Origin of the sequence: Candidatus Pelagibacter sp. HIMB1746, assembly GCF_052047555.1 — a bacterium.
Classification (GTDB): domain Bacteria; phylum Pseudomonadota; class Alphaproteobacteria; order Pelagibacterales; family Pelagibacteraceae; genus Pelagibacter.
Genome location: NZ_JBNAJZ010000001.1, coordinates 75,032 through 99,727, shown reverse-complemented (window position 1 = coordinate 99,727; position 24,696 = coordinate 75,032). Strand labels below are relative to the sequence as shown.

The following is a 24,696-nucleotide window of genomic DNA, read 5'->3' as shown; positions in this document are numbered from 1 at the left end:
TTATGCTTAATTAAATTAAATATTTTAAGCAATCATCTGTTTGTGATTTATCTTGGCGCTAAGAACAATACCAAATCCGATCATAGTTGCCAACATAGAGGAACCTCCGTAGGACATTATCGGTAATGGAGAACCAACAATTGGCAATAAACCTAAGACCATTGAAAGATTTACAACAATGTAAATGAATATTGCAAAAGCAAATCCAAAACAGAATAACCTTGAAAAATTACTTCTTGAGATAGCACCTATTCTCAAAATTCTGATAATAATAATTGAATACAAAATTAATAATCCTACTGATCCTATAAATCCAAACTCTTCAGAAAATAAAGTGAATATAAAATCAGTATGTTTTTCAGGTAAAAAATCCAAATAACTTTGTGTGCCTTTTAAAAAACCTTTGCCCTCTAAGCCACCAGAACCTATTGCTATTTTTGACTGAATTATTTGATAACCAGCGCCCAATGGATCTCTATCAGGGTCTAAAAAAGTCAATATTCTCAATTTTTGATAAGGCTTTAAGAAAGAAATTACAAAAGGTAGTGATATTAAAAAAACTATAAAAGAATAAATAAAATATTTTATCTTAACGCCTCCCAACCATAAAACAATTAGTCCACTTGATGCAATGAGAATTGAAGTTCCTAAATCTGGTTGTGAGAGCACCATAATAATTGGTATTAAAATTATAGTAACAACTGTCATGATACTTGTAACTGAGTTTACATTTTCAATTTTAACTCTGTGATAATATTTTGCTAAGCAAAGTATAATTGCTATCTTCATTAACTCTGAAGGCTGTAAATTAAATAAATATAAATCCATCCATCTTCTTGAGCCTGATGATTTTATTCCAAAAAAAGAAACATAAATTAGTAGAAGAATTACAGCTATATAAAACAAGTATGATAAGTTGTGCCACCATCTAATATTAAAAAACGCAATTAAAATCATTAAAGGGAAAAAAACTACTATTTTACTAAAATGACTTTTTGTATGAAATAGAATTTCTCCTCCATCTGTTGAGTACATCACAAATAAACTTAATATTGAAAGTAAAAATATACTTATCAGTAAAATATAGTCTAACTCTTTAATCTTTTGCCAGAAAGTAAGTTCGTTATTTAATCTATCGTGTTGAAACATCAAATTTCTATTTCCTCAAAATTTTTTTGTTTATTTCTTAGATCGTTTCTATCAATTATTAATTTGAACAATTCTTTTGCAATTGGTGCTGCAGTTTTACTTCCTGAGCCACCATGCTCAACTATAATACTTAATGCGTATCTTGGATTAATATACGGACCATACGCAACGAATAATGCGTGATCTCGATCTTTATAAGGGATTTGCTCAATTTTAAGATCAAGTTCTCTTTCTCGCATACTAATTCTCTTAACCTGCGCAGTTCCAGTTTTACCAGCAAATTGATATTTTGGATCGTCTATTCTAGATTTGTATGATGTGCCGTATAATTCATTAGTTGAACTAAACATGGCCTCTTGAACAATTTTTATATTTTTAGGATTCTCAAATAATTTTTTTTCTTCAGAAAATAAAGGCCCTTCTTCAAATTTATTTTTAGCTTCTTCGAAAGAAACAGCATTATTATCAACTATTATTCTTGGTTTTATAGAGTAGCCTCCATTAGCAATCTGAGCTGTCATAAGGCATAATTGAAGTGGAGTTGTTTGAGTGTAACCTTGACCTATTCCAGTTATTAATGTTTCACCAAGAACCCAACCTTTTCCAAGATTATTTTTTTTCCATTTAGTGTTTGGAAATAAACCTGATTTTTCAAAATCAAAATAATCTCCTAACACTTTTTTACCAAGGCCAAATTTTTCAGCTGTAACATTTAATCGATCTACTCCTAGTAATCTTGCAACTTCATAAAAATAGGTATCACATGATTGTTTCATTGCATTTTTTAAACTTACAAATCCATGACCTTTTTCTTTCCAACAGTGAAAAGTCTGTCCATAGAGTTCCATCTTACCAGTGCATTTAACTTTAAAATTTGGACTAACAATTTTATTTTCTAAAGCAGATAAAGCTACAATTGGTTTTATTGTAGATCCTGGAGAATAAAGTCCTGCAAGTGTCTTATTTACTAGTGGTTTTAATGGATTATTTCTAATTAATGCCCAATCATCATTGCTTATACCAAATAAAAATTTGTTTGGGTCGTAGGATGGAGAAGAGTACATTGCTATGATATCACCCGTATAAATATCCATTACACTTATTGATCCAGCTCGGTCATTTAAAAGTTTTCCACAAGCTTTCTGAACCTCAGTATCAACAGTTAATCTTACTCTTAAACCTTGTTTTCCTTTTTGATGCTCAAGTTGATTAATTCTTTTCCCATAAGCGTTTACTTCATATCTTTGGATAGCATTTGTACCAATCAAGTAATTTTCTAAAGTTTTTTCTAAACCTAATTTTCCAATTTTCATACCTGGAACAAATCTTTCTTGAACAGTTTCATTAGCTAAAATCTCTTCCTCATTAGGTTGACTGACATAGCCTAGAATATGAGTATAAGTTTCGCTAAAAGGGTAATTTCTTGAAATGGTCATAACTGGTTTAACACCAACTAAGTCATATAAATAATTATTTATTTTTAAAAAATCACTCCAAGATAAATTTTCAGAAACAATAATACTTTCCCAAGGTTTTAATTTATTTTTTGATTTTACAATTTTTTCTATTTTTTTATCACTCAGGTTAAGTAGAGTTTTTAATCGAGTTAACAAATAATTGAAGTTTTCAACTTGTTCTGGAATTATATGAAGTTGATATACTTTTAAATTTCCAGCTATAACATTGCCAAAGTAATCCACTATATCACCTCTTATTGGTGGCAACTTCCACTCTCTAATTCTATTTTTATCTGAAAGAGTAAGATATTTTTTATTTTCGTTAACTTGCAGAGAAAAAAGTCTGGCTATAATTCCTGTAAAAATAATTATTTTTGCAGCACCAATAATAAACATCCGTCTATTAATTACGTCTGTTTTTCTAATACTTGAATTACCACTAATCATTCTGTTTATTTGAAATATTGTTATTTAAAATGTTAAATAAAATAAAAAATAATGGGTAAAGTAGAAAAGTAAAACCAGAATTTATTAAGTAGTCCATATAATCTACCTGATATAAAAATACTAAGTCTAAAATTATTACTTGAATTGAATTGATAAGCAAAACAGCAATAATAAAAGAAAGCCAATCATTTATGAATTTTGGACTTAGTGTAATTTGTCTAATATACGAGGTAATGGCACAGATTAGTAAATAACAAAAACTGCTTATTCCAATTGGAATACCAATTACTACGTCGTTAATAATTCCTGCTAAGAAAATTGAGAAATATCCTAAGTAATCTGGATTTCTTAAGGTCCAAAAAAAGATTAAAATGAAAACGAAGTTGAATGAAAAATAATCTAACTTTAAATAATTAAAGTCAAATTCATTAAACACTGAAAAAAACAAAATAATAATCGGCAAATAAGAGAGGAATGATCTAAAAAATGTACTTTTGTTCAATGAAGCCATTATTGACGCTCCCCTATTTTAAATTCTACAATCTTTACAAAACTTAATTGTCCAAAATCAGAAAAAAAACTTAGTTGCTTTGAACTATTTGTTATTTTACCAACTGGAATACCTGGTTTAAAAATACCTGCAAGACCAGAAGTGTATACAACAGCCTCATTTTCAATCTGATTTTCTTTGTACTCATCTTTGGTATATTCAATTATTCCATGATCCTTACCAGTTCCAGAGGCTACAGCTTGCAGAAATGGGGGCTGAATTACTACTGGTATTTTGCTATTTAAATCTGACAGAAGTAGAGCTCTTGAATTTGAATAATTTACCTCAATAATCTGACCGACCAAATAATTTCGATCCATTACTGCCATTCCCATTTTTACATTGTCTTTAGTTCCTCTATTCAAAACTATTGATTTTAAGTATGGACTTTCTCTGTCAATTAAAACTCTTGCAAATATATCTTCTGAATTTATGCTTTCATCAATCAACTCTCTAAGTCTTTTATTTTCAGCAGTTAAAATAGTATTTAATACTTTAATCTCATCTGTATTCTCTATTTTAATTAATTGGTTTTGATGATTTTTATAAAAATCAAAGTGTGATTTAATTTTAGATATTACCTCTTCAATTTTATTTTCTGGTACAGATACAACATAGGAAGATCTATATATTACTTCGTTAATTCCTAACTTAACAAGTTGAATTGGTTTAAAATTAAAATTGCTTAAAATTATTATAACAACAGATAAAATAATTAAGCTTATAAGCGAAAACTTTTGTTGATCTTTCTTTTTTAAAAAAACAGATCTTAAGGCAATTACAAAGTCCTCTCTGCCTTTTACCATCTTTTAATATTCAGATAACATAGTAGAAAAAGTTTCTTCTTGATCCAAAGCTTTACCAGTTCCAACTGCAACACAAGACAATGGATCATCAGCAACATGCACTGGTAAACCTGTTTCTTTTGAGAATCTTTTGTCAATATTTTTTAATAAAGCTCCACCACCTGTTAAAGTAAGACCCATATCTACTAAGTCAGCAGATAATTCTGGAGGAGTATTTTCCAAAGCATCTTTGATTGCATTAACCATTTCTTTCAAAATATCATTAAGCGCTTCAGCAGTATCTTCTTCGGTAATGTTTACTTCTTTTGGAGTACCTGATCTTAAATCTCTACCTTTTACAGGATAAGTATTAGTTCCTGTTGGAATAGCTGTACCCATTTCTTTCTTAATTTTTTCAGCAGTAGTGTCTCCAATCAGTAAATTGTATTCTTTTCTCATGTAATTTACTATTGCTGTATCCATAGCATCACCAGCAACCCTTAGGGATTTAGAATAAACCAGTCCACCTAATGACATGACTGCAATCTCACTTGTACCACCACCTATATCAACAATCATTGATCCTGTGGCTTCAGAAATTGGAAGTCCGGCTCCAATAGCTGCAGCGATTGGTTCTTCAATTAATTGAACTCTTCTTGCTCCCGCAGCTAATGCGCTGTCTTGAATTGCTTTTCTTTCAACTGGTGTTGAACCAGTTGGTACACATATTAAAATTCTAGGATTAGCAAAAGTACTTCCTTTATGAACTTTTTTTATAAAGTGTTTGATCATCTCCTCTGTAACTATAAAGTCTGCTATAACACCATCTCTTAAAGGTCTGATAGCACTAATATTCCCAGGTGTTCTTCCAAGCATTGTTTTGGCTTCATCTCCAACAGCTAAAACATTTTTCTTTCCACCTTGATCAACAATTGCAACGACAGATGGTTCGTTAAGAACAACACCTTTTCCTTTTAATACCACTAGTGTATTTGCTGTTCCAAGATCAATTGCCATATCTTGGCTCCATACTTTTTTAACGCTATCGAATAACCCCATTATATTCCCCTTACCTTTTGACTTTCTTGCTCCATTGGAGCTGTTTTATCTCGTTTAATTATCATTTTATTTAATGCATTTATGTATGCATTTGCAGAAGCAACTAAAGTATCAGTATCTGCTGCTTGACCAACAGTTGTTTTTCCATTTTCCTCAATTTTTACACTAACAGTAGCTTGAGCATCGGTACCTTCGGTTACAGCATGTACTTGATAAAGCTGTAAATTTACATCATGAGGATAAAGGGTTTTTATACATTTAAATATTGCATCAACTGGTCCATCCCCAGTTTCTGTAGCTTGTTTTACATCTCCATATACATCTAAAGTCATCTCTGCTTTTTGAGGTTCACCTGTACCAGCAAATACTTTTAATGATTTTAAGTTAATTGCGCTAACTTTATTATCAACAATTAAACTATCATCAACAAGTGCAATAATATCTTCGTCATAAACATGTTTTTTCTTGTCTGCTAAAACCTTAAACTTTGCAAATGCATTTCCTACTACATCATCTGTTAAATCTGGATAACCCAAACTGTTTAATTTATCTTTAAAAGCATGACGTCCAGAATGTTTACCCATTACCAATGAAGTTTGTTTAACTCCGACACTCTCCGGCGTCATAATTTCATAAGTCTGTCTATTTTTTAACATTCCGTCTTGATGAATACCTGCCTCATGTGCGAATGCATTTTTTCCAACAATTGCTTTGTTATATTGGACTGGAAATCCAGTTGCATTTGAAACTATCTTTGATGCTTTGCTTAATAAAGTTGTGTTAATTCCAGTTTCGTAAGGCATCAAATCTGGTCTTGTCTTAATTGCCATAACAACTTCTTCTAATGCAGCATTTCCTGCTCTCTCACCTAAACCATTTATAGTACATTCAATTTGTCTTGCTCCTGCTTGAACACCAGCTAAAGAATTAGCTACTGCTAAACCTAAATCATTGTGGCAATGAGTAGATAAAATTGCTTTATCAATATTAGGAACTTTATTTAAAAGTGTTTCAATGATCGTTGTAAACTCAGAAGGTATTGTATAACCGACAGTATCAGGGATGTTAATTGTTGTTGCTCCATTTTTTATTGCAAGCTCAACTGTTTTACACATATAATCCATATCAGTTCTTGTCCCATCTTCACATGACCACTCAACATCATCAGTAAATTTTCTTGCATAAGAAACGTGTTTACCAATTGACTCATAAACATCTTCAGGTGACATATTTAATTTATGCTTCATATGTAATGGACTTGTAGAAATAAAAGTATGTATTCTAAATCTAGGAGCATGCTTTAGTGCTTCATAAGCTCTATCAATATCTTTTACTGAATGTCTAGATAATCCTGCTGGTATAGAATTTTTTAAAATCTTACTAACTTCAGAAACTGCCTCAAAATCTCCTGGTGATGCTATAGGAAAACCTGCTTCGATAATATCAATTCCCAGTTCATCAAACACTCGAGCAATCTGAATTTTTTCTTCCAAACTCATTGATGCGCCAGGTGATTGCTCACCATCACGCATAGTTGTATCAAATATAAAGACTCTATCTTTGTCGCTCATAATAAAAATTTTTGGAAAATCTATAATACAATCTATAAGAGAGATTGCAAAATAATTAGTATAAATAGCTAAATTTTTTCGTCCATTTTAGGTGATACAAAAATTAATTATAAATAGACTCAATTTTAGGCATCAAGTGCAAAAGTTCCTTTGTGTATTCATGGCTAGGGTTCAAAAATAAATCTTCAGTATTTGAAACTTCACATAACTTGCCATCTTTTAGAACTCCAATTCTATCACACATTTGTCTTACAACTGGTAAGTCATGGCTAATAAATAAAATAGTCAAATTTAATTGCTCTTGAAGATCTTTTAACAAATTTAATATTTGTGCTTGAATACTAACGTCTAGTGCAGATGTGGGTTCATCACAAACTAAGAGCCTTGGCTGAGTTGCTAAAGCTCTTGCAATCGAAATTCTTTGTCGTTGACCGCCTGAAAATTCATGTGGATATCTATCTGCTGATTTTTGAGACATTTCAACAGAGTCTAATAAATCGTAGACATAATTATTTAGATCAGAATTAGATATCGAAGGATTGTGAAGCGTAATAGGCTCAGCAATAATATCTTTTACTTTCAATCTACCATTTAATGATGAATAGGGATCTTGAAAAATCATTTGTATTTGTTTTCTAAATTTCATTAGTTCTGACCTATTTTTTATCTTTGTAATACAAGTGCTGTCAAAAAATATATCTCCTGATGAAGGTTTAAATAAATTTACAATCATTTTTGCAATAGTAGATTTTCCGCTACCACTTTCACCTACTAATCCAAATGACTCACCTTCTTTTATTTCGAATGAAACATTATTTACAGCTAACACAGAATTTTTAGAATTTTCTGTAAAAAAATTGTCATCAAAACTTTTATTAAGATTTTTAACTTGAACTAAATCTTGGTTGGTAATTTCTTTTTTAGTCCATCTATTCAAAATTTTGATATTATTTTCTTTATTTTTATTTTCTTTTTCTACTATCACAAATCTTGAAATTTTCTTGTTAGTGGGTGGAACTGAGCTTACAAGACTTTTAGTATAACTTTGTTGAGGAGTTGTTAATATTTTTTTTGTTTCACCAATTTCAACTAAATTTCCACTTTTCATCACAGCTACACGATTGGCAGTTTCAGCAATAACACCCATATCATGAGTGATTAAAATCACAGCTAAGTTTCTTTCTTTTGTAAGTTTTTTAATTAAATCTAAAATCTGTGATTGAATAGAAACATCTAAAGCAGTAGTGGGTTCATCAGCTATTAATAATTCTGGTTCACAGCATAAGGCTAAAGAAATAACCACTCTTTGTCTCATTCCTCCTGAAAACTGATGAGGATAGTCATTAAATCTTTTTTCAGCATCCTTAATACCAACTTCTTTTAATAAATTAATGGATTTACTTTTTGCTTCCTCTTTGTTTAAATTTAGATGAGTTTGAATAGTTTCAATTAATTGTTCACCAACTGTTAATATTGGATTTAAAGATGTTTGTGGGTCTTGAAATATTAATCCAATTTTATTGCCTCGATATTTAATTATACTCTCTGAGTTTTCATGAATATTTAAGTCTCCCAAAATTACTGAGCCACTTGAAACCTTTCCTGGCTCATCAATTAAATTAATTATAGCATTTCCAACAGTACTTTTTCCAGAACCAGACTCTCCAACCAATCCTAAAATTTCACCCTTATTTACTTCAATATTAACGTTTTTGGCTGCGTAAACAGTCTCTTTACGCATTTTATAATCAACACTTAAATTATTTATTTTTAAAAAACTCATTTTTTTAATTTTGGATTTAAAGTGTCTCTCATCCAATCTCCTAATAAATTAATTGAAAAAGCTAAAATCACCAAAAAAATTGCTGGGAAAAATGTAATCCACCATTCTCCCGAAAATAAAAAATCATTACCTAATCTTATCAATGTACCTAAAGAAGGGGTTGTTGGTGGAACCCCAACGCCCAAAAAACTTAAAGTCGACTCTGCCAAGATAGCAAGGGCTAGACCAATTGTACCGATGACCAAGACTGGTCTCATAATATTTGGTAGAATATGTTTAAACATAATTACTATATTTGAAACACCAATTATCGTTGAGGCAGAAACATAGTCTTTATTTTTTTCTACCAAAGTTGCTGCCCTAGATACTCTTGCAAACTGTGGCCATTCGGAAATTCCAATAGCAAAAATCAAAACATAGATTGCCATTTCATCATGCATTTCTCTTGAAATTAGTCCTCTTGCTATTCCATCAACCAAGAGTGCCATCAATATACTTGGTACAGTCAACTGAACATCTGTAAGCCTCATTACTACCATTTCATATTTGCCGCCAAAATATCCAGCTGTTAATCCTAAACCAACACCAAGAACTAGACTAAATATAATTGCAGCAAAACCAACAATAAGAGATATTCTACATCCATATAATATGGTTGATAACATATCTCTTCCTTGGCCATCTGTTCCTAGAATAAATTGTGCTAAACCATCTTCTGTCCAAGATGGTGGTGTAAATGCATCCATCAAAGACAAAGATGATGGATCGAAAGGTGTATAAGGTGTTAAAAATTCGATAAAAAAAGAACAGAAAAAAATAACAAATAAAATTGCTGAAGATATAATTGCTGTCGGAGACTTTATAAAGCTATGATAGATGTCGCTATCCTTAATTCTTTCCCATCTTGTTAAATTTAAATTATTATCCACTTGCGGCATCTCCTTTAACTCTAATCCTTGGATCAATAAAATAATAAAGAATATCAACTATAAAATTTATCATCACAAAAACAAATGCAATGAATACTAAATAAGCCGACATAATTGGTATATCTACAAACTGAACAGCTTGAATAAACAAGAAACCCATTCCAGGCCATTGAAAAACCGTTTCGGTTATTATTGAAAACGCGATTAATGTTCCAATATTAATCCCAGCGATTGTTATTACGGGTATCAAACCATTTTTTAAAGCATGTTTGTATTTTATACTGTCTTCACTAATTCCACGTGCTCTGGCAAATTTTATATAATCAGTTTGTAAAATTTCCATCATTTCAGCTCTTACTAGCCTGATTATATATGTCATTTGAAAAAGACTTAATGTAACTGATGGAAGAATTATCGCTTTAAGACCTGAAACTGTTAAAAAACCTGTTGTCCAAAATCCTAAATCAACAACTTCTCCTCTACCAAACGAGGGGAGCACTCCTAGAATTACAGCAAATAAGTAAATAAATAATATCCCAATTACAAATGTGGGTAGTGACACTCCAAGCAATGAAATTGCTAAAACAAAGTCGCTCAAAAAACCCTTTCTATTTATACCTGTATAAACTCCTAAAAGAGTTCCTGTCACTAATGCTATCAAAGCAGAAATTACAACAAGTTCAATAGTAGCTGGTAATCTCTCAACAATCAGTTCAGACACTGGTCTTCTTAATTGATAAGAAATACCAAACTCTCCTTTAGACGCATTAATTACAAATCTTGAGAATTGAACATGAATTGGATCCATTAAACCCAATGTTTCTCTTAATTCAGCTCTTTCTTCGTCTGAAGTTTCTTCTCCTACCATGTTGTTTATTGGGTCTCCAACAAAATTGAACAAGGAAAAAGAGACAAAGGCAACAACTAGCATTACCAAAGCTGATTGAAATAATCTTTTAAAAAAATACTTTATCAATTTATGAGGATTTTAAATTTATAAGCCCCTTATAAATTTAAGGGGCTTATAATAATTTTAATTTAATTTACGCTAGCAGCTCTAAATAACGGTTCGTTATTAGGTCTGATAGGAACGTTCACGTTACTTTTAGATGCCCAAGAAATAACTTGGTGGTGCAAAGGAAGATAAGCAATATCATCTTTTACAATTTTCCAAGCATTTGCAATTGCAGCGTTTCTTTTATCTAAATCAACTTCACCTTCCATAACTCTAATTGCAGCATCTACATCAGGGTTACTGAAGTTAACTTTGTTCCAACTAGCACCTGTTTCATATAAATAATGAAATACGTAATGACTGTCTAAAGTTGGTACACCCCATCCAAGCATATAAAAATCACCTTGGTCATCTTTTAGCTCTTTGAAGTGTTTACTTTTTGTTTGAGCAAACAAGTTAACATTAACTCCAATTTTACCCAACATACCAACAACAGCTGTACAAATTGCTTCATCGTTTACATATCTATCGTTTGGACATCTTAGTTCTACATCGAACCCGTTAGGATAACCTGCGCTAGCTAAAAGTTTTTTTGCTGCATCAACATCATAAGGTAATCTTTTATCAAGTTCTGCTGTGTAACCATTTACTCCTGGGAATGTAATTATTCCAGCTGGTTCACTTAGACCTCTCATTACTTTTTTCTTGATAGCCTCAATGTCAATTGCTTGATAAAGTGCTTGTCTAACTTCTTTTTTCTTGAAAGGATTATCACCAGTGTTTCCAGTTCTTAATTTATCTGCTGCTTGATCCATTCCTAAAAAGATTGTTCTCATCTGCGGTGTACTTACAACTTGGTGTCCTGAAGAAGAACCAATTCTTTTTAAATCTTGAACAGGTGCATCAGTCACTAAATCAATCTCACCGGATAGTAAGGCAGCTACTCTTGTTGCAGCATTTTTAATTGGAAGTAACTCAATTTGCTTTATGCCATCATCTTCCATATCACCCCACCAATGCTTATTTCTTTTAAACACTGTTTTTGTGTTCGGTTCTCTCAAAGTAATTTTAAATGGACCCGTTCCCAAAGCATTAGTTGCTGAAAAAGTTTCTTGTCCTGCATCCCAATTCTGAGGAGACATTGCAAAGTTTGCCTCTGACCAAGCTCTAGACATTATAAAAATGTTTGACAGTTGATTTAAAAGTATAGGATTAGGTTTGCTTGTTGTAATTTTAACAGCATATTCCCCAACCGCTTTAACATCAGATATTGTGCTTATATATTCTTTGAAATCAGATGTTCTTTGTTTAGCTCTTAATATACTAAATACAACATCAGCTGATGTCATTTTAGAACCATCAGAAAATTTTACATCTTCTCTTAAATTAAAGATCCAAGTATTAGGATCTGTAGCTGTCCATTTTCTTGCTAACGCTGGTTCAATTTTCATATCTACTGCTCTTTGAACAAGAGCTTCATAAACTTGTCTAGATACTTGAGTAGTTGGACCTTCGTTTTGTGCGTGTGGATCTAGTGTAAGACTGTCTCCTTGCATTGACCATTTGATAGTTTTTGCCCATGCTGAAGAAAATCCAAATACTAGAACTAATGATAGTAATATTCTTACTAAATTTTTAGCCTTCATAATTAACCTCTTTTTTAAATTTATAAAAAAATTATAAGTGAAAAAAAAAGATTATTACAGATATAAAATTCTATTAATAATTAACTTTTATCGCTATCAACTAATTTTTTCTTACTTATCCAAGGCATCATGGCTCTTAGCTCTGCCCCAACTTTTTCTACAGAATGTTCAGCCAATTTCGCTCTAGTTGCTAAAAAGTTTTTTTGACCAGTTTTGCACTCATCCATCCACTCTTTGGTAAATTTACCTGATTGAATATCTGCCAAAACTTCTTTCATTCTTTTCTTTGTTTCTTCCTTATTGATAATTCTTGGACCAGATTGATACTCACCATATTCTGCAGTATTTGAAATTGAATAATTCATATTTGCAATTCCACCTTCATAGATCAAATCAACAATTAATTTAACTTCATGAACTGTTTCGAAATATGCCATCTCTGGTTCATACCCAGCTTCAACTAAAGTTTCATATCCATTTTTAATTAGTTCAACTAAACCACCACATAAAACAGTTTGTTCGCCAAATAAGTCTGTTTCAACTTCGTCTTTGAAAGTAGTTTCAATAATACCTGATCTTCCTCCACCAACTGCTGAAGCATAGGAAAGAGCTAAATCTCTTGCTTTACCAGATCCATCTTGATGAACTGCAAACAAACATGGAACTCCACCACCTTTTTCATATTCGCTTCTTACTAAATGACCAGGTCCTTTTGGAGCAACCATAAATACATCTAAATCTTTTCTTGCTTTAATTAAGTCATAGTGAACATTTAAACCATGAGCAAAAGCAATACTTGTTCCTTCTCTTACTCTTTGTTCAATATGATTTTTATATATTTCAGCTTGTAATTCGTCTGGAGTTAATATCATAACAACATCTGCCCAAGCAGCTGCGTCAGATAAATTCATCACTTTTAAACCTTTTGATTCAGCTTTAGCAACACTTGATGAACCTTCTCTTAACGCAACAACAATTTCTTTAACTCCACTATCCTTTAGATTAAGTGCATGAGCATGACCTTGGCTCCCATAACCAAAAATCGCAATTTTTTTATTTTTAATTAAATCTACATCTGCATCTTTTTCATAAAACATTTTCATAATTTATCTCCTATTAATTAGTTAAAAATTTTTGCACCTCTAGTCATTGCAACAGCCCCTGTTCTTGAAGTGCTTATAAGTCCCAAGGGTTTTAATTTTTTATTCATTTTATCAATTTCTCTTCTAAGTGCTGTTATTTGAATAACTGCTGATGATTTTGTTTCATCCAATACTACTGGGTTAAATTTTTTACAAGCATTTAAACATTTTTCAATTTTATTTTTTTTACCCACAATTTTAAATAGAGCCATCTCTTTAAAAATCACGTCTTTATCATCTCTTTTAAATTCAGCAACTTTGTGTACAGGTACTAATTTAGTTAATTGAAGTCTAATCTGGTCAATTACTTGTGGTGTTCCAGTTGTTACAATTGTTATTCTGGATATGTTTTTGATAGCATCAATTTCTGCTACTGCCAAAGACTCAATATTATAACCTCTACCAGAAAACAGGCCAACCACTCTTGCAAGAACACCCGCTTCATTATCTACCCAAACTACAAAAATATAGGTATCTGATTTTTGTTTTATAGATGGGGTGCTATAAGCTGACTTTGATTTTGGCATTTTGATTAAACTAAGGCTTTGCCTTTTCCTTTTATTTTATTCTCTTCTTGATCGTTTGGTCCTAAGATCATTTGATTGTGAGGTTTTCCTGAAGGTATCATTGGAAAACAATTTTTATTTGGATCCACATGACAATCAAAAATAACAGGACCATTATAGTCTATCATTTCTTGAATTTTTTCATCTAGCTCTAATGGATTATCAGCCTTAATTCCTTTACAGCCATAAGCATCAGCCATTTTCATAAAATCTGGTAATGCTTCTGAATAACTTTCAGAATAATTCTTTTCATGAAGCAGCTCTTGCCACTGTCTTACCATTCCCATGTACTGGTTGTTCAAAATAAATATTTTTATTGGCAAATTGTATTGAACAGCCGTGGACATCTCTTGCATTGTCATTAAAACTGATGCTTCTCCTGCAATATCAATAACTAATTTTTCTGGATGAGCTACTTGAACTCCAACAGCTGCTGGTAATCCATAACCCATAGTTCCTAATCCACCTGAAGTCATCCATCTATTGGGTTTATTAAATTTATAATGTTGAGCAGCCCACATTTGATGCTGACCTACTTCTGTTGTTACATAAGTATCTTTATTTTTTGTTAACTCATAAAGTCTTTGAACAGCATGCTGAGGTTTTATGCTATCTTCACTGTTAATGAAATTTAAAGAGTCTTTACTTCTCCATTTTTGAATTTGTTCCCACCATTTTGCAATATTTGGTTTATTTGATTTACCATTACCATTTTTCTTTTTAACAATTGTTTTGTTTACTTTATCAATTACTTTCGTTACATCACCTACGATTGCAAGATCTACTTTAATAATTTTATTAATTGATGATGGATCAATATCAATATGAACTTTTTTTGAATTAGGAGAGAACTCATCAATTTTTCCAGTAATACGGTCATCAAATCTTGCGCCAATGTTTATTAATAAATCACAGTCATGCATTGCATTGTTTGCTTCATACGTTCCGTGCATTCCTAGCATTCCTAAAAACTGATTATCGTCTCCAGGATAAGCACCTAGACCTTGCAAAGTTGAAGTAATTGGAAATCCTGTTAGCTCAACAAATTTTCTAAGAGCTTCACTTGCTTTTGGTCCTGAATTAATTACACCTCCACCACTATAAATTATTGGCTTCTTTGCTTTACTAATTAAATAAATTAATTGATCAATTTCATCAGCTGAAAACTTGTTGTGAGATTTACCATTTAAACTTTTTTCTTTTTTTGGTTTTTTATATTTTGCTTTTGCAAATTGAATATCTTTTGGAATATCAATTAATACAGGACCTGGTCTTCCAGTTGTTGCAACTTTAAATGCTTCATGCATAACATCTGAAAGATCGTTTATATCTTTTACTAACCAGTTATGCTTTGTACATGGTCGTGTAATTCCTGTTGTGTCACATTCTTGAAATGCATCCGTACCAATAAGATGTGTTGGAACTTGACCCGAAATACAAACCATTGGAACTGAGTCCATGTATGCATCAGTTAAAGCTGTAACGACGTTAGTGGCACCAGGGCCTGAAGTAACTAAAACAACACCAGGTTTTCCAGATGATCTTGCATAACCTTCAGCTGCATGACCTGCACCTTGCTCGTGTCTTACAAGAATATGTTTAATAGACGGATGATTTTTTAACTCATCATATATTGGCAGTACAGCACCACCAGGATAACCAAAGATATGATTTACCTTTTGGTCTTCAAGACACTTAAATACGATTTCAGCTCCAGTTAATAATTTTGGCATTTCGCAATCTAGCTGAAGTTGTGCTGATTGGTCAAGGTTAAGTATGGAAAAATTAAATTTTTTTTAAAAAATTATTAATCTCAGATGGCTTAAGCTTAACCCAATCACTCATGTTTCCTCGAGCCCATGTGCTTTGTCTTTTAGCGTATTGTCTAGTTTTTATTGATATTTTTTCTTTGATTTCATCAATTTTTTTTTCTTTTGCTAAATATTCATGAATTTCATTTATTCCAATTGCTTTACATGCAGTCATTTGTTGATTAATTTTTAGTTTTAAAAATCTTTTAACCTCATTCACGGCACCCATTTTAATCATTTTTCCAGTTCTTTGATGAATTCTTTCAACCAACTCATCACGTGGATAATCAATATAAATTTTTAAAAAATCTTCTTCTAAATAGTTTGATTTAGTATTTTTAAACCATTCATGAAGAGATTTCTTTGTAAACTTTTTAACTTCAAAAGCTCTTATTGATCTTTGGGTATCCGTTGAATTAATTTTATTTTTTGAAAGAGGATCCAGTTTTAATAATTGCTTGTAAAATTTATTTTGGCCAATTTTTTTATTTAGATTTCTAATTTTATTTCTAAACCTTACTGGAATGTTCGGAATTTGAACCAAACCATCAGTTAATGCTTTGAAGTAAAGCCCAGTTCCTCCTACAAGAATTGGAGCTTTTTTTCTATTTTTAACTTCAATTATTTTTTTATTTACAATTTTAAGCCAATCACCAGTTGAAAAACTTTTCTTTGCATCTTGGAAACCATATAAATGATGTTTTATTGACTGATAATTTTTTGGGCTAGGTCTTGCTGACAAAATTTTAAGTTGCTTATAAACTTGCATACTATCTGCATTAATAATTTCTCCATTAATTTTTTTTGCAAGTTTAATTGCAAAACTTGATTTTCCAGATGCTGTAGGTCCTGAAATTAAAATTATCTTGGATTTCAAATCCATTACTAATCTAATTTAACGCCAATATATCTTCGTTGATTTTGATTGTTATAAATTGCAATTAAAATAGTTTTTTGATTTGAGTTTATTGCTTTCTGAGTGATATCTCTTAAATCATCTGCTGATTTAATTTTTTTCTTCTGAGCTTCAATAATAATGCTATTGATCTCGATTGAGTTTACTAAAGGACTGTTATTAGCCATATTGGTAATTACTAATCCTGTAGTTTGGTTTGGTAATTTACGGTTTTTTATATCCTCTTTAGTTAAAGGTCTTACCGATATTCTTAAACTCTCTACAATTTCATCTAAATTATTTTCATCTTGTTTTGGATTTTCACTTACTTTGAAGTCATCAGAGGTTTCTAATCTTCCCAGCAAAACCTTTTTAGTTATTTCTTTTTTATTTCTCCAAATTTTTACATCTACATTTTTTCCAACTTCTGTTCTTGCAACAATTGCTGGCAACTCTTTCATTTGCTTAATCTCAACTCCATTAAACTCTAAAATAATATCTCCAGCCTGAATTCCTGCTTTTTCAGAGGGACTATTTTCCGCAACACTTGCAACTAAAGCACCTCTTGGTTTATCTAGTTCTTCAACCTCAGCAATTTCTTTTGTTACATCTTGAATTCTTACACCTAGCCAACCTCTTTTTGTTTCACCAAACTCAATTAATTGTTTAATTACTTGTTGAGCACTATTGGATGGAATTGAAAATCCTATACCAATAGAACCATTTCTTCCTAAGATGGCTGTATTAATTCCAATTACATTTCCTTCCATGTCAAATAAAGGTCCACCTGAATTTCCTGAATTTATTGATGCATCTGTTTGAATAAAATCTTCATATCTTGATAACCCAATAGATCTGTTCCTTGCTGAAATAATTCCAGCAGTTACTGTCCCACCAAGACCAAATGGATTTCCAATTGCTAAAACCCAATCACCAATTCTTGCTTTATCAGAGTCTCCAAAGCCAACTGGTTTAAATTTATCTTCTGTATCTAATTGTAACACTGCTATATCCATCAAAGGGTCGGCACCAAGCACTTTTGCTTTATATTCTTGGTCTCCGTTTACTCTAACAATAATATCATCAGCATCCTGAATTACGTGATTATTTGTAACTACTACTCCCTTCTCATCAATAATAAATCCAGAACCCAAAGCTGCTGATTTTCTCTCCTGGGGAGTTCCAAATTCTTTAAACATGTCTTCAAATGGAGAGCCTGGAGGGAATTGAAATGGAAAAGAGTTATTGTTTGTAACTACAGTAGTTGATGTAGAAATATTTACCACAGAAGGCATTAATTTTTCTGCAAGGTCTGCAAATGATGCTGGAACAGGCCTAGAGTTTGATTGTAATGAAAAACTTAAAGAAAATATAATTGTTAAAATAATAAATTTTAATTTTTTCATATTAACTTTTAATAAAATAAATAATCACAAAACCTATAACTGCAAAAATAAGTCCACCTGATCTTAATTGACTATCTTTAACAAGTTCAAGTTTTTTAAGCATACTTTTCATTTTTGCTGGAAATAAGGCATATAAAATTCCCTCTATAAATAAAAAAAGACCAAAAGCTATGACTAGCTCATTCATCTAAAAATTATTGTTTAATATCGGGAGTTGTATTTCCAAAAAATTTAAAAAATTCACTATCTGGAGACAAGATCATTGAGGTTTCACCTGCAGTAAACGCTTTACTATAAGATTGCATTGATCTGTAGAAAGAAAAGAATTCAGGGTCTTGTCCGAAAGCATCTGCAAAGATTTTATTTCTTTCACCGTCACCTTCTCCCTTCATAATTTCTGATTGTTTTTGAGCATCTGCTAATATCACGGTTACTTCTTTGTCAGCAGTCGAAGTAATTGTTACTGCCATCTCAGCACCTTTTGCTCTAAATTCCTTCGCTTCTCTTTCCCTCTCAGTCTGCATTCTTCTGTAAATTGCATCACTGTTTGCTGTAGGAAGATCAGCTCTTTTTATTCTTACATCTACAATATTTATTCCAAAATTTTGCGCTTCGTTATTAACTCCATCTTTAATCAAAGACATTTGTTTTGATCTATCTTGTGATAGCAAAGTTTGTAATTCTTCTTGACCCAAAACATTTCTAATTCTTGAGTTTATAATCGTAGATAATCTTGATCTTGCAACCCTTTCGTCTCCAACAGAAATATAAAATTTCAAAGGATCAACTATTTGAAATCTCGCAAAAGCATCAACAATCAATCTTTTTTGGTCAGATGCAATTACTTCTTCTGGTGGGGTATCTAAATTTAAAATCCTTTTATCTAAATAAACAACGTTTTGAATAAATGGAATCTTAAAGTTCAAGCCTGGTTTCATTATAATTCTTTTTGGATCACCAAATTGAAGAATTATCGCTTGATTTACTTCTTTAACTATAATTACTGATAGGAATGCTACAACACCAATTAAAACTAATATTCCAGCTACTATTTTTCCAGCTTTCATTTAATTTGTCTCTTTCTTTTTAAGCTCTGGTAACGGTAAGTAAGGAACCACACCTGAACCAGATTCTTTATCTATGATAATTTTATTTATATCTGCTAAAACCGTTTCCATTGTCTCTAAAAACATTCTTTCTTGAGTCACTTCTTTTGCTTTAGCATACTCATTGTAAATTGCTAAAAATCTACTAGCTTCACCTTCAGCTTTAGCAACAACTTCTTTTTTATAAGCTTCTGCCGCTTGTAAAATTTTCTGTGCTTCCCCTCTTGCTCTTGGGATCACATCGTTTGCATAAGCTTCAGCTTCGTTTTTAGATCTTTCCATATCTGCTCTTGCAGCTTGAACATCTCTAAACGCGTCAATTACTTGATCAGGTGGATCAGCTTTTTGCGTTTGTACTTGAGTAATTTGTACTCCACTTTCATAATCATCTAAAATGCTTTGAATAATTTCTTGGGTTTCAATCTCAATACTTGACCTACCTTCTGTTAATATTGGTTGAATATCACTTTTAGCAATTACTTCTCTCATTGCTGTTTCTGCGGCTGCTTTAACAGTTCCCACAGGGTCCTGAATTTTAAATAAAAAATTTCCAGCATCTTTGATAACCCAGAATACCGAAAAATCGATATTTACAATGTTTTCATCACCAGTAAGCATTAAACTTTCTTGAGGAACATCTGCAACTCCTCCACCTGTAGAAAAACCACTATCTCTTTCAGACCTAAATCCAATATCGATTCTATTTACTTTTGTTACTTTTGGAGTTTGAACAGTCTCAACTGGAAAAGGAATATGATAGTTCAATCCAGGTTGAGTAGTTTTAACAAATTTTCCAAATCTAAGAACAACTCCTTGTTCATCAGGTAATACTCTATAAAGCCCACTTGCAAGCCATACAAAGGCTAAGACTAATAAAATTAATCCAATAGACTTTCCACCTGAAGATTTTCCACCAGGTAAAAACTTTCTTATTTTATCTTGAAACTCTTTAATGATTTCATCTACGTTTGGTGGTGTTGGCCCTCTTCCTGAACCATTTCCTCCACTTCCACCTCCTGGAGGTGTTCCCCATGGGCTTCCGCCTCTGCCTCTGAAATCATCTGACATATGTCAAAGTATATAGTGTCTTTATCGCAAAAAACAAGTAAGGATAGTTTTATGTCAGATAAAAAGCCAGAACTAAGTGACGCAATGAAAAAGAAGGTGGAGCCTAGAGTTTTTACAAAAAATCCAATTCTAGGAACTAAGTTTACTATTGCTATATCAAGTGCAAAAGGTGGTGTAGGTAAATCTACATTTGCAACGAATCTTGCTTTGGCTTTAAAAAAAGTTGGATGCAAAGTTGGATTGTTAGATGCTGATATTTATGGCCCTTCAATTCCAAAAATGTTTGATATTAATGAAAAGCCAAAAAGTGACGGTCAAAAATTAGATCCCATAACAAAATATGACATTCAATGTATGTCAATTGGATTTTTAGCAGATCAGCAAACTCCGATGATTTGGCGTGGTCCAATGGTGACGAGTGCAATTAAAACTTTTACTCAGAAGGTTAATTGGAAAGATTTAGATTTTATAATTGTTGATATGCCTCCAGGAACTGGTGACACTCAATTAACTTTTTCACAAGAAATTAAAATGGATGGTGCAATCATAGTATCAACTCCACAAGAAGTTGCTCTTTTGGATGTAAAAAGAGGGATTAAAATGTTTGATAAGCTTGGAGTTAAAATTTTAGGTTTAGTTGATAACATGAGTTTTTTTATTGGAGATGATGGAAAGAAGTACAAAATTTTTGGAGAAGGTGGAGTAAAAAAAACAGCAGAAGAATTTCAGAAAGAATTTTTGGGAGAAATACCAATCAATCCCGAAGTTGGAAATTCTGGTGATCAAGGAAAACCAATAGTTGAGTCGAACCCAGAACATGAGATTTCAAAAATATATCTAGATTTTGCTGAGAAGATTAAATCAACTTATCTTTAAGATCAAAAGCAGCCATTAATTCATTCCATTCTCTTTTAGATAGACCTGAGCTTTCAACATCTACATTTTCACCTTTAATAAGTTTTTGAATTATAACTTTTCCCTTAGCAGAAACCTCTGTTCCTCCTACTCTGTAATCCATAAATGCATCATAAGTTATCGGTACCCATTTTTTAACTGTATCTAACATTATGTCTGCATAAACTCTAATTTCATATTGAGCGTGACTATCAGCTCTTAACCTTAAAAAATTCATTAAATTTAATAAATCAGTTTTCCAATACCACTGGGTATAAGTATTTAATGTTAGGTTCATTCTTGCAAGTTCTCTTGCTAATCCTTTTTTATTATCGTCAATTGTTGAACCATCATATCTTTCATTAAGCATTGTCTCATAATTATCATAAGTCCTCTCTGCATCACTTTTTAAAAGTTCTAAAACTTCTTCTGCTTGTTTTCCTTCAAGGACGTCCCCTCTTCCTTGTCGGTTACTAGTCGATTGCGCTGCTAAATTTTCTTTAGTTGGTAAATAAAATTCCTTATCTAGAATTGAATATCTTGCAGAGTATTCATTTACGTTGGCAGTCCTATGTCTGATCCACTGCCTTGCAATAAATATTGGAAGTTTAATATGATATTTTATTTCACACATTTCAAATGGCGTGCTGTGCCAATGTCTCATCAAGTATTTTATTAAACCTTTATCTGTTGAAACTTGCTTTGTCCCTTTTCCATAAGATACTCTTGCTGACTGAACTATAGACGTGTCATCACCCATATAATCAACTACTCTTACAAATCCATGATCTAATGCTGGCAGCGCTTCATAGAGTATTTTTTCAAGCTCTGGAGCGGTAACTCTTTTAGTTTGATTGCTTTGAGATTGCTGGTTTTTTATTTCTTCTGATTGTTCTTTTGTTAATTTCATGATTGTTATTGAATCTGTTGTAATTACTTTTATATTATTAATGTTGGATTTCCAACTACGACGATAAACGAATTTCGTAATAACCATTGCGGACGTGGGGGCAGTACCCACCACCTCCACCATTACAACTTACGGGGGTGAACTAGAATCGACGGGTGACTAAAGGCTATTCTTTCGTTCGGGATTGTTCCACCGTAACGGGCTAATTTATAATTGCTAACGAAAGTTACGCACTTGCTGCATAATTAACTTAGTTAATTAAGCACGGGGTCCGGGGCACCTGGCAACAGAACGCCCCTAAAAATTAAATTCTCTTTAATCCACACAACAAATTGTGATTTACATAACTAAGAACTCTACTAAGAACTACTAAGAACTATTATTTATTTTTTTTGGTAAATAATTCCAACGCTTCTTTTGCTGAAAGTTTTTCACTTGCAGGTCCAACTCTAATATATATGTCTTGGTCGTTTAAATATGCTTGTTTCCCTTTCTCTAGTTTTTTACAATCAACAATAACAATAGTTTTTTCCTTCACCCAATAGAATTTGAAACTAATATTATTTTGTAAGAAAGTTAAACCAATGTGGGTTTTTACTTTATCTTTAAAAAATTTTGACCAATCATCTTTTGATTTAAATTCATCTTCCTCAATTCCAGTTATTTCCTTATTATCTTTTTGACCTATGATTAGTTTGCCACCCTTACTATTCAAAAATGCTACAATAGTTTTCAAAACAGAGTCCGTTATATAACTCTGAAATTGTTTTTTTTTTGTATCTTTTCTTAATGTTTGTTTTCTTTCTAGAAACTCAGACTCATCTAAATTAGTTAATTTATCCACTTCATAATTTGGCATTTTTTTGAGTATATTTTCTGGATCAAATTCGTAATTTTCTCCCTGTTCCTCTAACTCACTAAATAATCCTTCTGAGGCACTTAAAAAATCTTTTATTTTTTTTCTTGTTTCCGATATTTTTTTTTGTGCAGAAAGAGTTTTAAAAATTATCCCAATATTTAGAAGTGACTCTGAATTAATTGTTTTGATAGTTGAACCAATTGCATGATTCATTAACTGTTCTTTACCCAAATCTGAATTCAAATAATTCATTGCAAACTCATTATTTATTTTTGTAGGGTCAAGGATAACTAACCAATACGCCCAAGATTTTAATTTTTTTACACTTACTTCAACTTTGTTAGTTTTGCTTGGAATAGTTGGAATAAAAATACCATTCTCAATTTTATCTAATTCTTTTATTAACTTAAGTCTATTAGGGTTAGATTTTGTTAAATCACATCTATACCTATTAATCAAAAGAGAATGGAGTTGTTTAAATTCCTTATTTTTATTTTTTTCTTTTAATAAACTTTGGTTAATAGTATTTCGAGCATCAAAAAAATCTTCTGGTGAACTGGTATAAATTTTTGTTTCTTTATATGTTTGTTTTCCATTTATAACTTTTGATAGATCAACACATTCAATTTTAGGATTAGAATAAACAGGATGATTTATAGATTTATTATTTTGTTTAATGAATTCATATAAGGAAATATCAATATTTGTTTCTGGTAAAAAAACAGGACCAAGAATATTTTGTCTTACTCTGATGCTGTTATTATGTTTTTTTATCTTACTACCAAACGATGAAACTACGGAAATATTGAGCGCAACTCCAACATCGCTTAAATATTTTTTTATAATCTCATGAATTACATCATCGGCATCCTTGGGTTTAAAATCGTGTGATTTAATAACATCTTTATGTATTCTAACTCCTAATGGTAATTGAAAAAAAATTAAGTCATATTTTTTTTTAATTAAACTATCGATATTAATTATTAACTCTTCTAAATTTGATTTTTTAATTGCTTCAACAGAGCAATTATTTTCTATTAAAGTTTCCTCTAATAATAAATTTTCATACCAGGTACAATTAATGATCAAAACTTTGGCATTAAGTCCCAGTTTCTTTATAATTTCTTTTATCCTCTCAGAAATTATTTTTTTTGTTTTTTCAATATTTGTTAAATTTGGTCTTTTTATATAAGGACTTGATCTTTCTAAATCTGCTTTTTTCCATTTTTCAAAATCAATTTTGTTCATAAATAAATTTAACCTTTAAAATCAGTCAAGTCGATAGGTAGTATTATAAGTAAATTATATACATAGTTTAAATGAGAATTATGAAAAGTGCGTAAATATTTTTTTAAAAATAATTCAGTTGCGTAAGTCAAAACTCTTATAAATACTTTTAGATAGATTTAATGAGTATTTAAAAAATAGTATTTAAATGCGTATGCTGAAGTTATCTTAAACTTCTATCTATCGGTAAATACCATGTTTGATGACAACAATTATGGGTCACCGAAGTAATGAAAAGAAAACATTACGGGATATTTATGATGTTTTGATACCAAGTGAGCAATGACTTACCTGTCAACTCACAATAAATTTAAATGCAACTATATTTGTATTTAAGTGATGCGTTGTTTTACGAAAGTAAAAGAGAACTGAATAGAGATTATCGCACAACTGGGTCTCGTAGTAATTCAGAATATAGGTC

General features: G+C 31.4%; 21 protein-coding genes and 1 other RNA gene. 2 read left to right on the top strand and 20 right to left on the bottom strand.

What is annotated here, in order from left to right:
- Window positions 1-24: 24 nt before the first annotated feature.
- From rodA to hflK, 18 genes are all read right to left on the bottom strand, one after another.
- Window positions 25-1,149, bottom strand: coding sequence for a rod shape-determining protein RodA (gene rodA / locus ACTTBM_RS00530; RefSeq protein ID WP_440634273.1), 1,125 nt, complete (start codon window positions 1,147-1,149; stop codon window positions 25-27).
- Window positions 1,149-3,053, bottom strand: coding sequence for a penicillin-binding protein 2 (gene mrdA / locus ACTTBM_RS00525; protein ID WP_440634272.1), 1,905 nt, complete (start codon window positions 3,051-3,053; stop codon window positions 1,149-1,151). The genes rodA and mrdA overlap by 1 nt, the downstream gene beginning before the upstream one ends.
- Complete coding sequence (gene mreD / locus ACTTBM_RS00520) at window positions 3,046-3,564, bottom strand: rod shape-determining protein MreD (protein WP_440634271.1); 519 nt, start codon at window positions 3,562-3,564, stop codon at window positions 3,046-3,048. The genes mrdA and mreD overlap by 8 nt, the downstream gene beginning before the upstream one ends.
- Window positions 3,564-4,409, bottom strand: a complete 846-nt coding sequence (gene mreC, locus ACTTBM_RS00515; RefSeq protein ID WP_440634270.1) for a rod shape-determining protein MreC — start codon at window positions 4,407-4,409, stop codon at window positions 3,564-3,566. Before mreC ends, mreD begins: the two co-directional genes overlap by 1 nt.
- Window positions 4,410-4,412: 3 nt before the next feature.
- On the bottom strand, window positions 4,413-5,447 hold the full coding sequence (locus ACTTBM_RS00510) for a rod shape-determining protein (RefSeq protein ID WP_440634269.1): 1,035 nt from the start codon (window positions 5,445-5,447) through the stop codon (window positions 4,413-4,415).
- On the bottom strand, window positions 5,447-7,018 hold the full coding sequence (locus tag ACTTBM_RS00505; protein ID WP_440633691.1) for a 2-isopropylmalate synthase: 1,572 nt from the start codon (window positions 7,016-7,018) through the stop codon (window positions 5,447-5,449). Before ACTTBM_RS00505 ends, ACTTBM_RS00510 begins: the two co-directional genes overlap by 1 nt.
- Window positions 7,019-7,121: 103 nt before the next feature.
- Window positions 7,122-8,801 (bottom strand): dipeptide ABC transporter ATP-binding protein, encoded by a 1,680-nt coding sequence (locus ACTTBM_RS00500; protein WP_440634268.1) that lies wholly within the window; start codon window positions 8,799-8,801, stop codon window positions 7,122-7,124.
- Window positions 8,798-9,730, bottom strand: coding sequence for an ABC transporter permease (locus ACTTBM_RS00495; RefSeq protein WP_440634267.1), 933 nt, complete (start codon window positions 9,728-9,730; stop codon window positions 8,798-8,800). Before ACTTBM_RS00495 ends, ACTTBM_RS00500 begins: the two co-directional genes overlap by 4 nt.
- Window positions 9,723-10,706: an ABC transporter permease gene (locus tag ACTTBM_RS00490; protein WP_440634266.1), complete on the bottom strand. Its 984-nt coding sequence runs from the start codon at window positions 10,704-10,706 to the stop codon at window positions 9,723-9,725. The genes ACTTBM_RS00495 and ACTTBM_RS00490 overlap by 8 nt, the downstream gene beginning before the upstream one ends.
- 62 nt (window positions 10,707-10,768) lie before the next feature.
- Window positions 10,769-12,331 (bottom strand): ABC transporter substrate-binding protein, encoded by a 1,563-nt coding sequence (locus ACTTBM_RS00485; RefSeq protein ID WP_262590316.1) that lies wholly within the window; start codon window positions 12,329-12,331, stop codon window positions 10,769-10,771.
- A gap of 80 nt (window positions 12,332-12,411) precedes the next feature.
- The gene (ilvC, locus tag ACTTBM_RS00480; RefSeq protein ID WP_075506263.1) at window positions 12,412-13,434 is read right to left on the bottom strand and encodes a ketol-acid reductoisomerase; all 1,023 of its coding nucleotides are present in this window, start codon (window positions 13,432-13,434) and stop codon (window positions 12,412-12,414) included.
- 17 nt (window positions 13,435-13,451) lie between these two features.
- A complete protein-coding gene (gene ilvN / locus ACTTBM_RS00475) occupies window positions 13,452-14,000 on the bottom strand; it encodes an acetolactate synthase small subunit (RefSeq protein ID WP_440634265.1) in 549 nt (182 codons plus the stop codon).
- 5 nt (window positions 14,001-14,005) lie between these two features.
- Complete coding sequence (locus ACTTBM_RS00470; protein WP_440634264.1) at window positions 14,006-15,772, bottom strand: acetolactate synthase 3 large subunit; 1,767 nt, start codon at window positions 15,770-15,772, stop codon at window positions 14,006-14,008.
- Window positions 15,773-15,824: 52 nt separating this feature from the next.
- Window positions 15,825-16,733, bottom strand: a complete 909-nt coding sequence (gene miaA / locus ACTTBM_RS00465) for a tRNA (adenosine(37)-N6)-dimethylallyltransferase MiaA (RefSeq protein WP_440634263.1) — start codon at window positions 16,731-16,733, stop codon at window positions 15,825-15,827.
- 2 nt (window positions 16,734-16,735) lie between these two features.
- Complete coding sequence (locus ACTTBM_RS00460) at window positions 16,736-18,151, bottom strand: Do family serine endopeptidase (RefSeq protein WP_440634262.1); 1,416 nt, start codon at window positions 18,149-18,151, stop codon at window positions 16,736-16,738.
- A gap of 1 nt (window position 18,152) precedes the next feature.
- The gene (locus ACTTBM_RS00455) at window positions 18,153-18,338 is read right to left on the bottom strand and encodes a DUF2065 domain-containing protein (RefSeq protein ID WP_075506268.1); all 186 of its coding nucleotides are present in this window, start codon (window positions 18,336-18,338) and stop codon (window positions 18,153-18,155) included.
- Window positions 18,339-18,345: 7 nt separating this feature from the next.
- Entirely contained in the window at window positions 18,346-19,218 is an 873-nt protein-coding gene (gene hflC, locus ACTTBM_RS00450) for a protease modulator HflC (protein WP_262590310.1), read from the bottom strand.
- Window positions 19,219-20,325, bottom strand: coding sequence for an FtsH protease activity modulator HflK (gene hflK, locus ACTTBM_RS00445; protein WP_440634261.1), 1,107 nt, complete (start codon window positions 20,323-20,325; stop codon window positions 19,219-19,221). It abuts the gene before it with no gap.
- Between the two features lie 51 nt (window positions 20,326-20,376).
- On the opposite strand from hflK, the gene ACTTBM_RS00440 reads away from it, so the two are divergent.
- Window positions 20,377-21,201: an Mrp/NBP35 family ATP-binding protein gene (locus ACTTBM_RS00440; RefSeq protein ID WP_440634260.1), complete on the top strand. Its 825-nt coding sequence runs from the start codon at window positions 20,377-20,379 to the stop codon at window positions 21,199-21,201.
- Here ACTTBM_RS00440 and thyX read toward each other — a convergent pair.
- The gene (gene thyX / locus ACTTBM_RS00435; RefSeq protein WP_440634259.1) at window positions 21,182-22,129 is read right to left on the bottom strand and encodes an FAD-dependent thymidylate synthase; all 948 of its coding nucleotides are present in this window, start codon (window positions 22,127-22,129) and stop codon (window positions 21,182-21,184) included. The two genes, ACTTBM_RS00440 and thyX, sit on opposite strands and share 20 nt — an antisense overlap.
- Window positions 22,130-22,133: 4 nt before the next feature.
- On the opposite strand from thyX, the gene ssrA reads away from it, so the two are divergent.
- Window positions 22,134-22,431: a transfer-messenger RNA gene (gene ssrA, locus ACTTBM_RS00430) on the top strand.
- Window positions 22,432-22,508: 77 nt separating this feature from the next.
- Here ssrA and ACTTBM_RS00425 read toward each other — a convergent pair.
- Window positions 22,509-24,236, bottom strand: a complete 1,728-nt coding sequence (locus ACTTBM_RS00425) for an RNA-binding domain-containing protein (RefSeq protein WP_440634258.1) — start codon at window positions 24,234-24,236, stop codon at window positions 22,509-22,511.
- Window positions 24,237-24,696 lie beyond the last annotated feature (460 nt).

What these genes read in the sequence shown, in the direction of transcription:
- rodA (WP_440634273.1), bottom strand. Translation starts at nt 1,149, where the DNA reads ATGTTTCAACACGATAGATTAAATAACGAACTTACTTTCTGGCAAAAG.
- mrdA (WP_440634272.1), bottom strand. Translation starts at nt 3,053, where the DNA reads ATGATTAGTGGTAATTCAAGTATTAGAAAAACAGACGTAATTAATAGA.
- mreD (WP_440634271.1), bottom strand. Translation starts at nt 3,564, where the DNA reads ATGGCTTCATTGAACAAAAGTACATTTTTTAGATCATTCCTCTCTTAT.
- mreC (WP_440634270.1), bottom strand. Translation starts at nt 4,409, where the DNA reads ATGGTAAAAGGCAGAGAGGACTTTGTAATTGCCTTAAGATCTGTTTTT.
- ACTTBM_RS00510 (WP_440634269.1), bottom strand. Translation starts at nt 5,447, where the DNA reads ATGGGGTTATTCGATAGCGTTAAAAAAGTATGGAGCCAAGATATGGCA.
- ACTTBM_RS00505 (WP_440633691.1), bottom strand. Translation starts at nt 7,018, where the DNA reads ATGAGCGACAAAGATAGAGTCTTTATATTTGATACAACTATGCGTGAT.
- ACTTBM_RS00500 (WP_440634268.1), bottom strand. Translation starts at nt 8,801, where the DNA reads ATGAGTTTTTTAAAAATAAATAATTTAAGTGTTGATTATAAAATGCGT.
- ACTTBM_RS00485 (WP_262590316.1), bottom strand. Translation starts at nt 12,331, where the DNA reads ATGAAGGCTAAAAATTTAGTAAGAATATTACTATCATTAGTTCTAGTA.
- ilvC (WP_075506263.1), bottom strand. Translation starts at nt 13,434, where the DNA reads ATGAAAATGTTTTATGAAAAAGATGCAGATGTAGATTTAATTAAAAAT.
- ilvN (WP_440634265.1), bottom strand. Translation starts at nt 14,000, where the DNA reads ATGCCAAAATCAAAGTCAGCTTATAGCACCCCATCTATAAAACAAAAA.
- ACTTBM_RS00470 (WP_440634264.1), bottom strand. Translation starts at nt 15,772, where the DNA reads ATGCCAAAATTATTAACTGGAGCTGAAATCGTATTTAAGTGTCTTGAA.
- miaA (WP_440634263.1), bottom strand. Translation starts at nt 16,733, where the DNA reads ATGGATTTGAAATCCAAGATAATTTTAATTTCAGGACCTACAGCATCT.
- ACTTBM_RS00460 (WP_440634262.1), bottom strand. Translation starts at nt 18,151, where the DNA reads ATGAAAAAATTAAAATTTATTATTTTAACAATTATATTTTCTTTAAGT.
- ACTTBM_RS00455 (WP_075506268.1), bottom strand. Translation starts at nt 18,338, where the DNA reads ATGAATGAGCTAGTCATAGCTTTTGGTCTTTTTTTATTTATAGAGGGA.
- hflC (WP_262590310.1), bottom strand. Translation starts at nt 19,218, where the DNA reads ATGAAAGCTGGAAAAATAGTAGCTGGAATATTAGTTTTAATTGGTGTT.
- hflK (WP_440634261.1), bottom strand. Translation starts at nt 20,325, where the DNA reads ATGTCAGATGATTTCAGAGGCAGAGGCGGAAGCCCATGGGGAACACCT.
- ACTTBM_RS00440 (WP_440634260.1), top strand. Translation starts at nt 20,377, where the DNA reads ATGTCAGATAAAAAGCCAGAACTAAGTGACGCAATGAAAAAGAAGGTG.
- thyX (WP_440634259.1), bottom strand. Translation starts at nt 22,129, where the DNA reads ATGAAATTAACAAAAGAACAATCAGAAGAAATAAAAAACCAGCAATCT.
- ACTTBM_RS00425 (WP_440634258.1), bottom strand. Translation starts at nt 24,236, where the DNA reads ATGAACAAAATTGATTTTGAAAAATGGAAAAAAGCAGATTTAGAAAGA.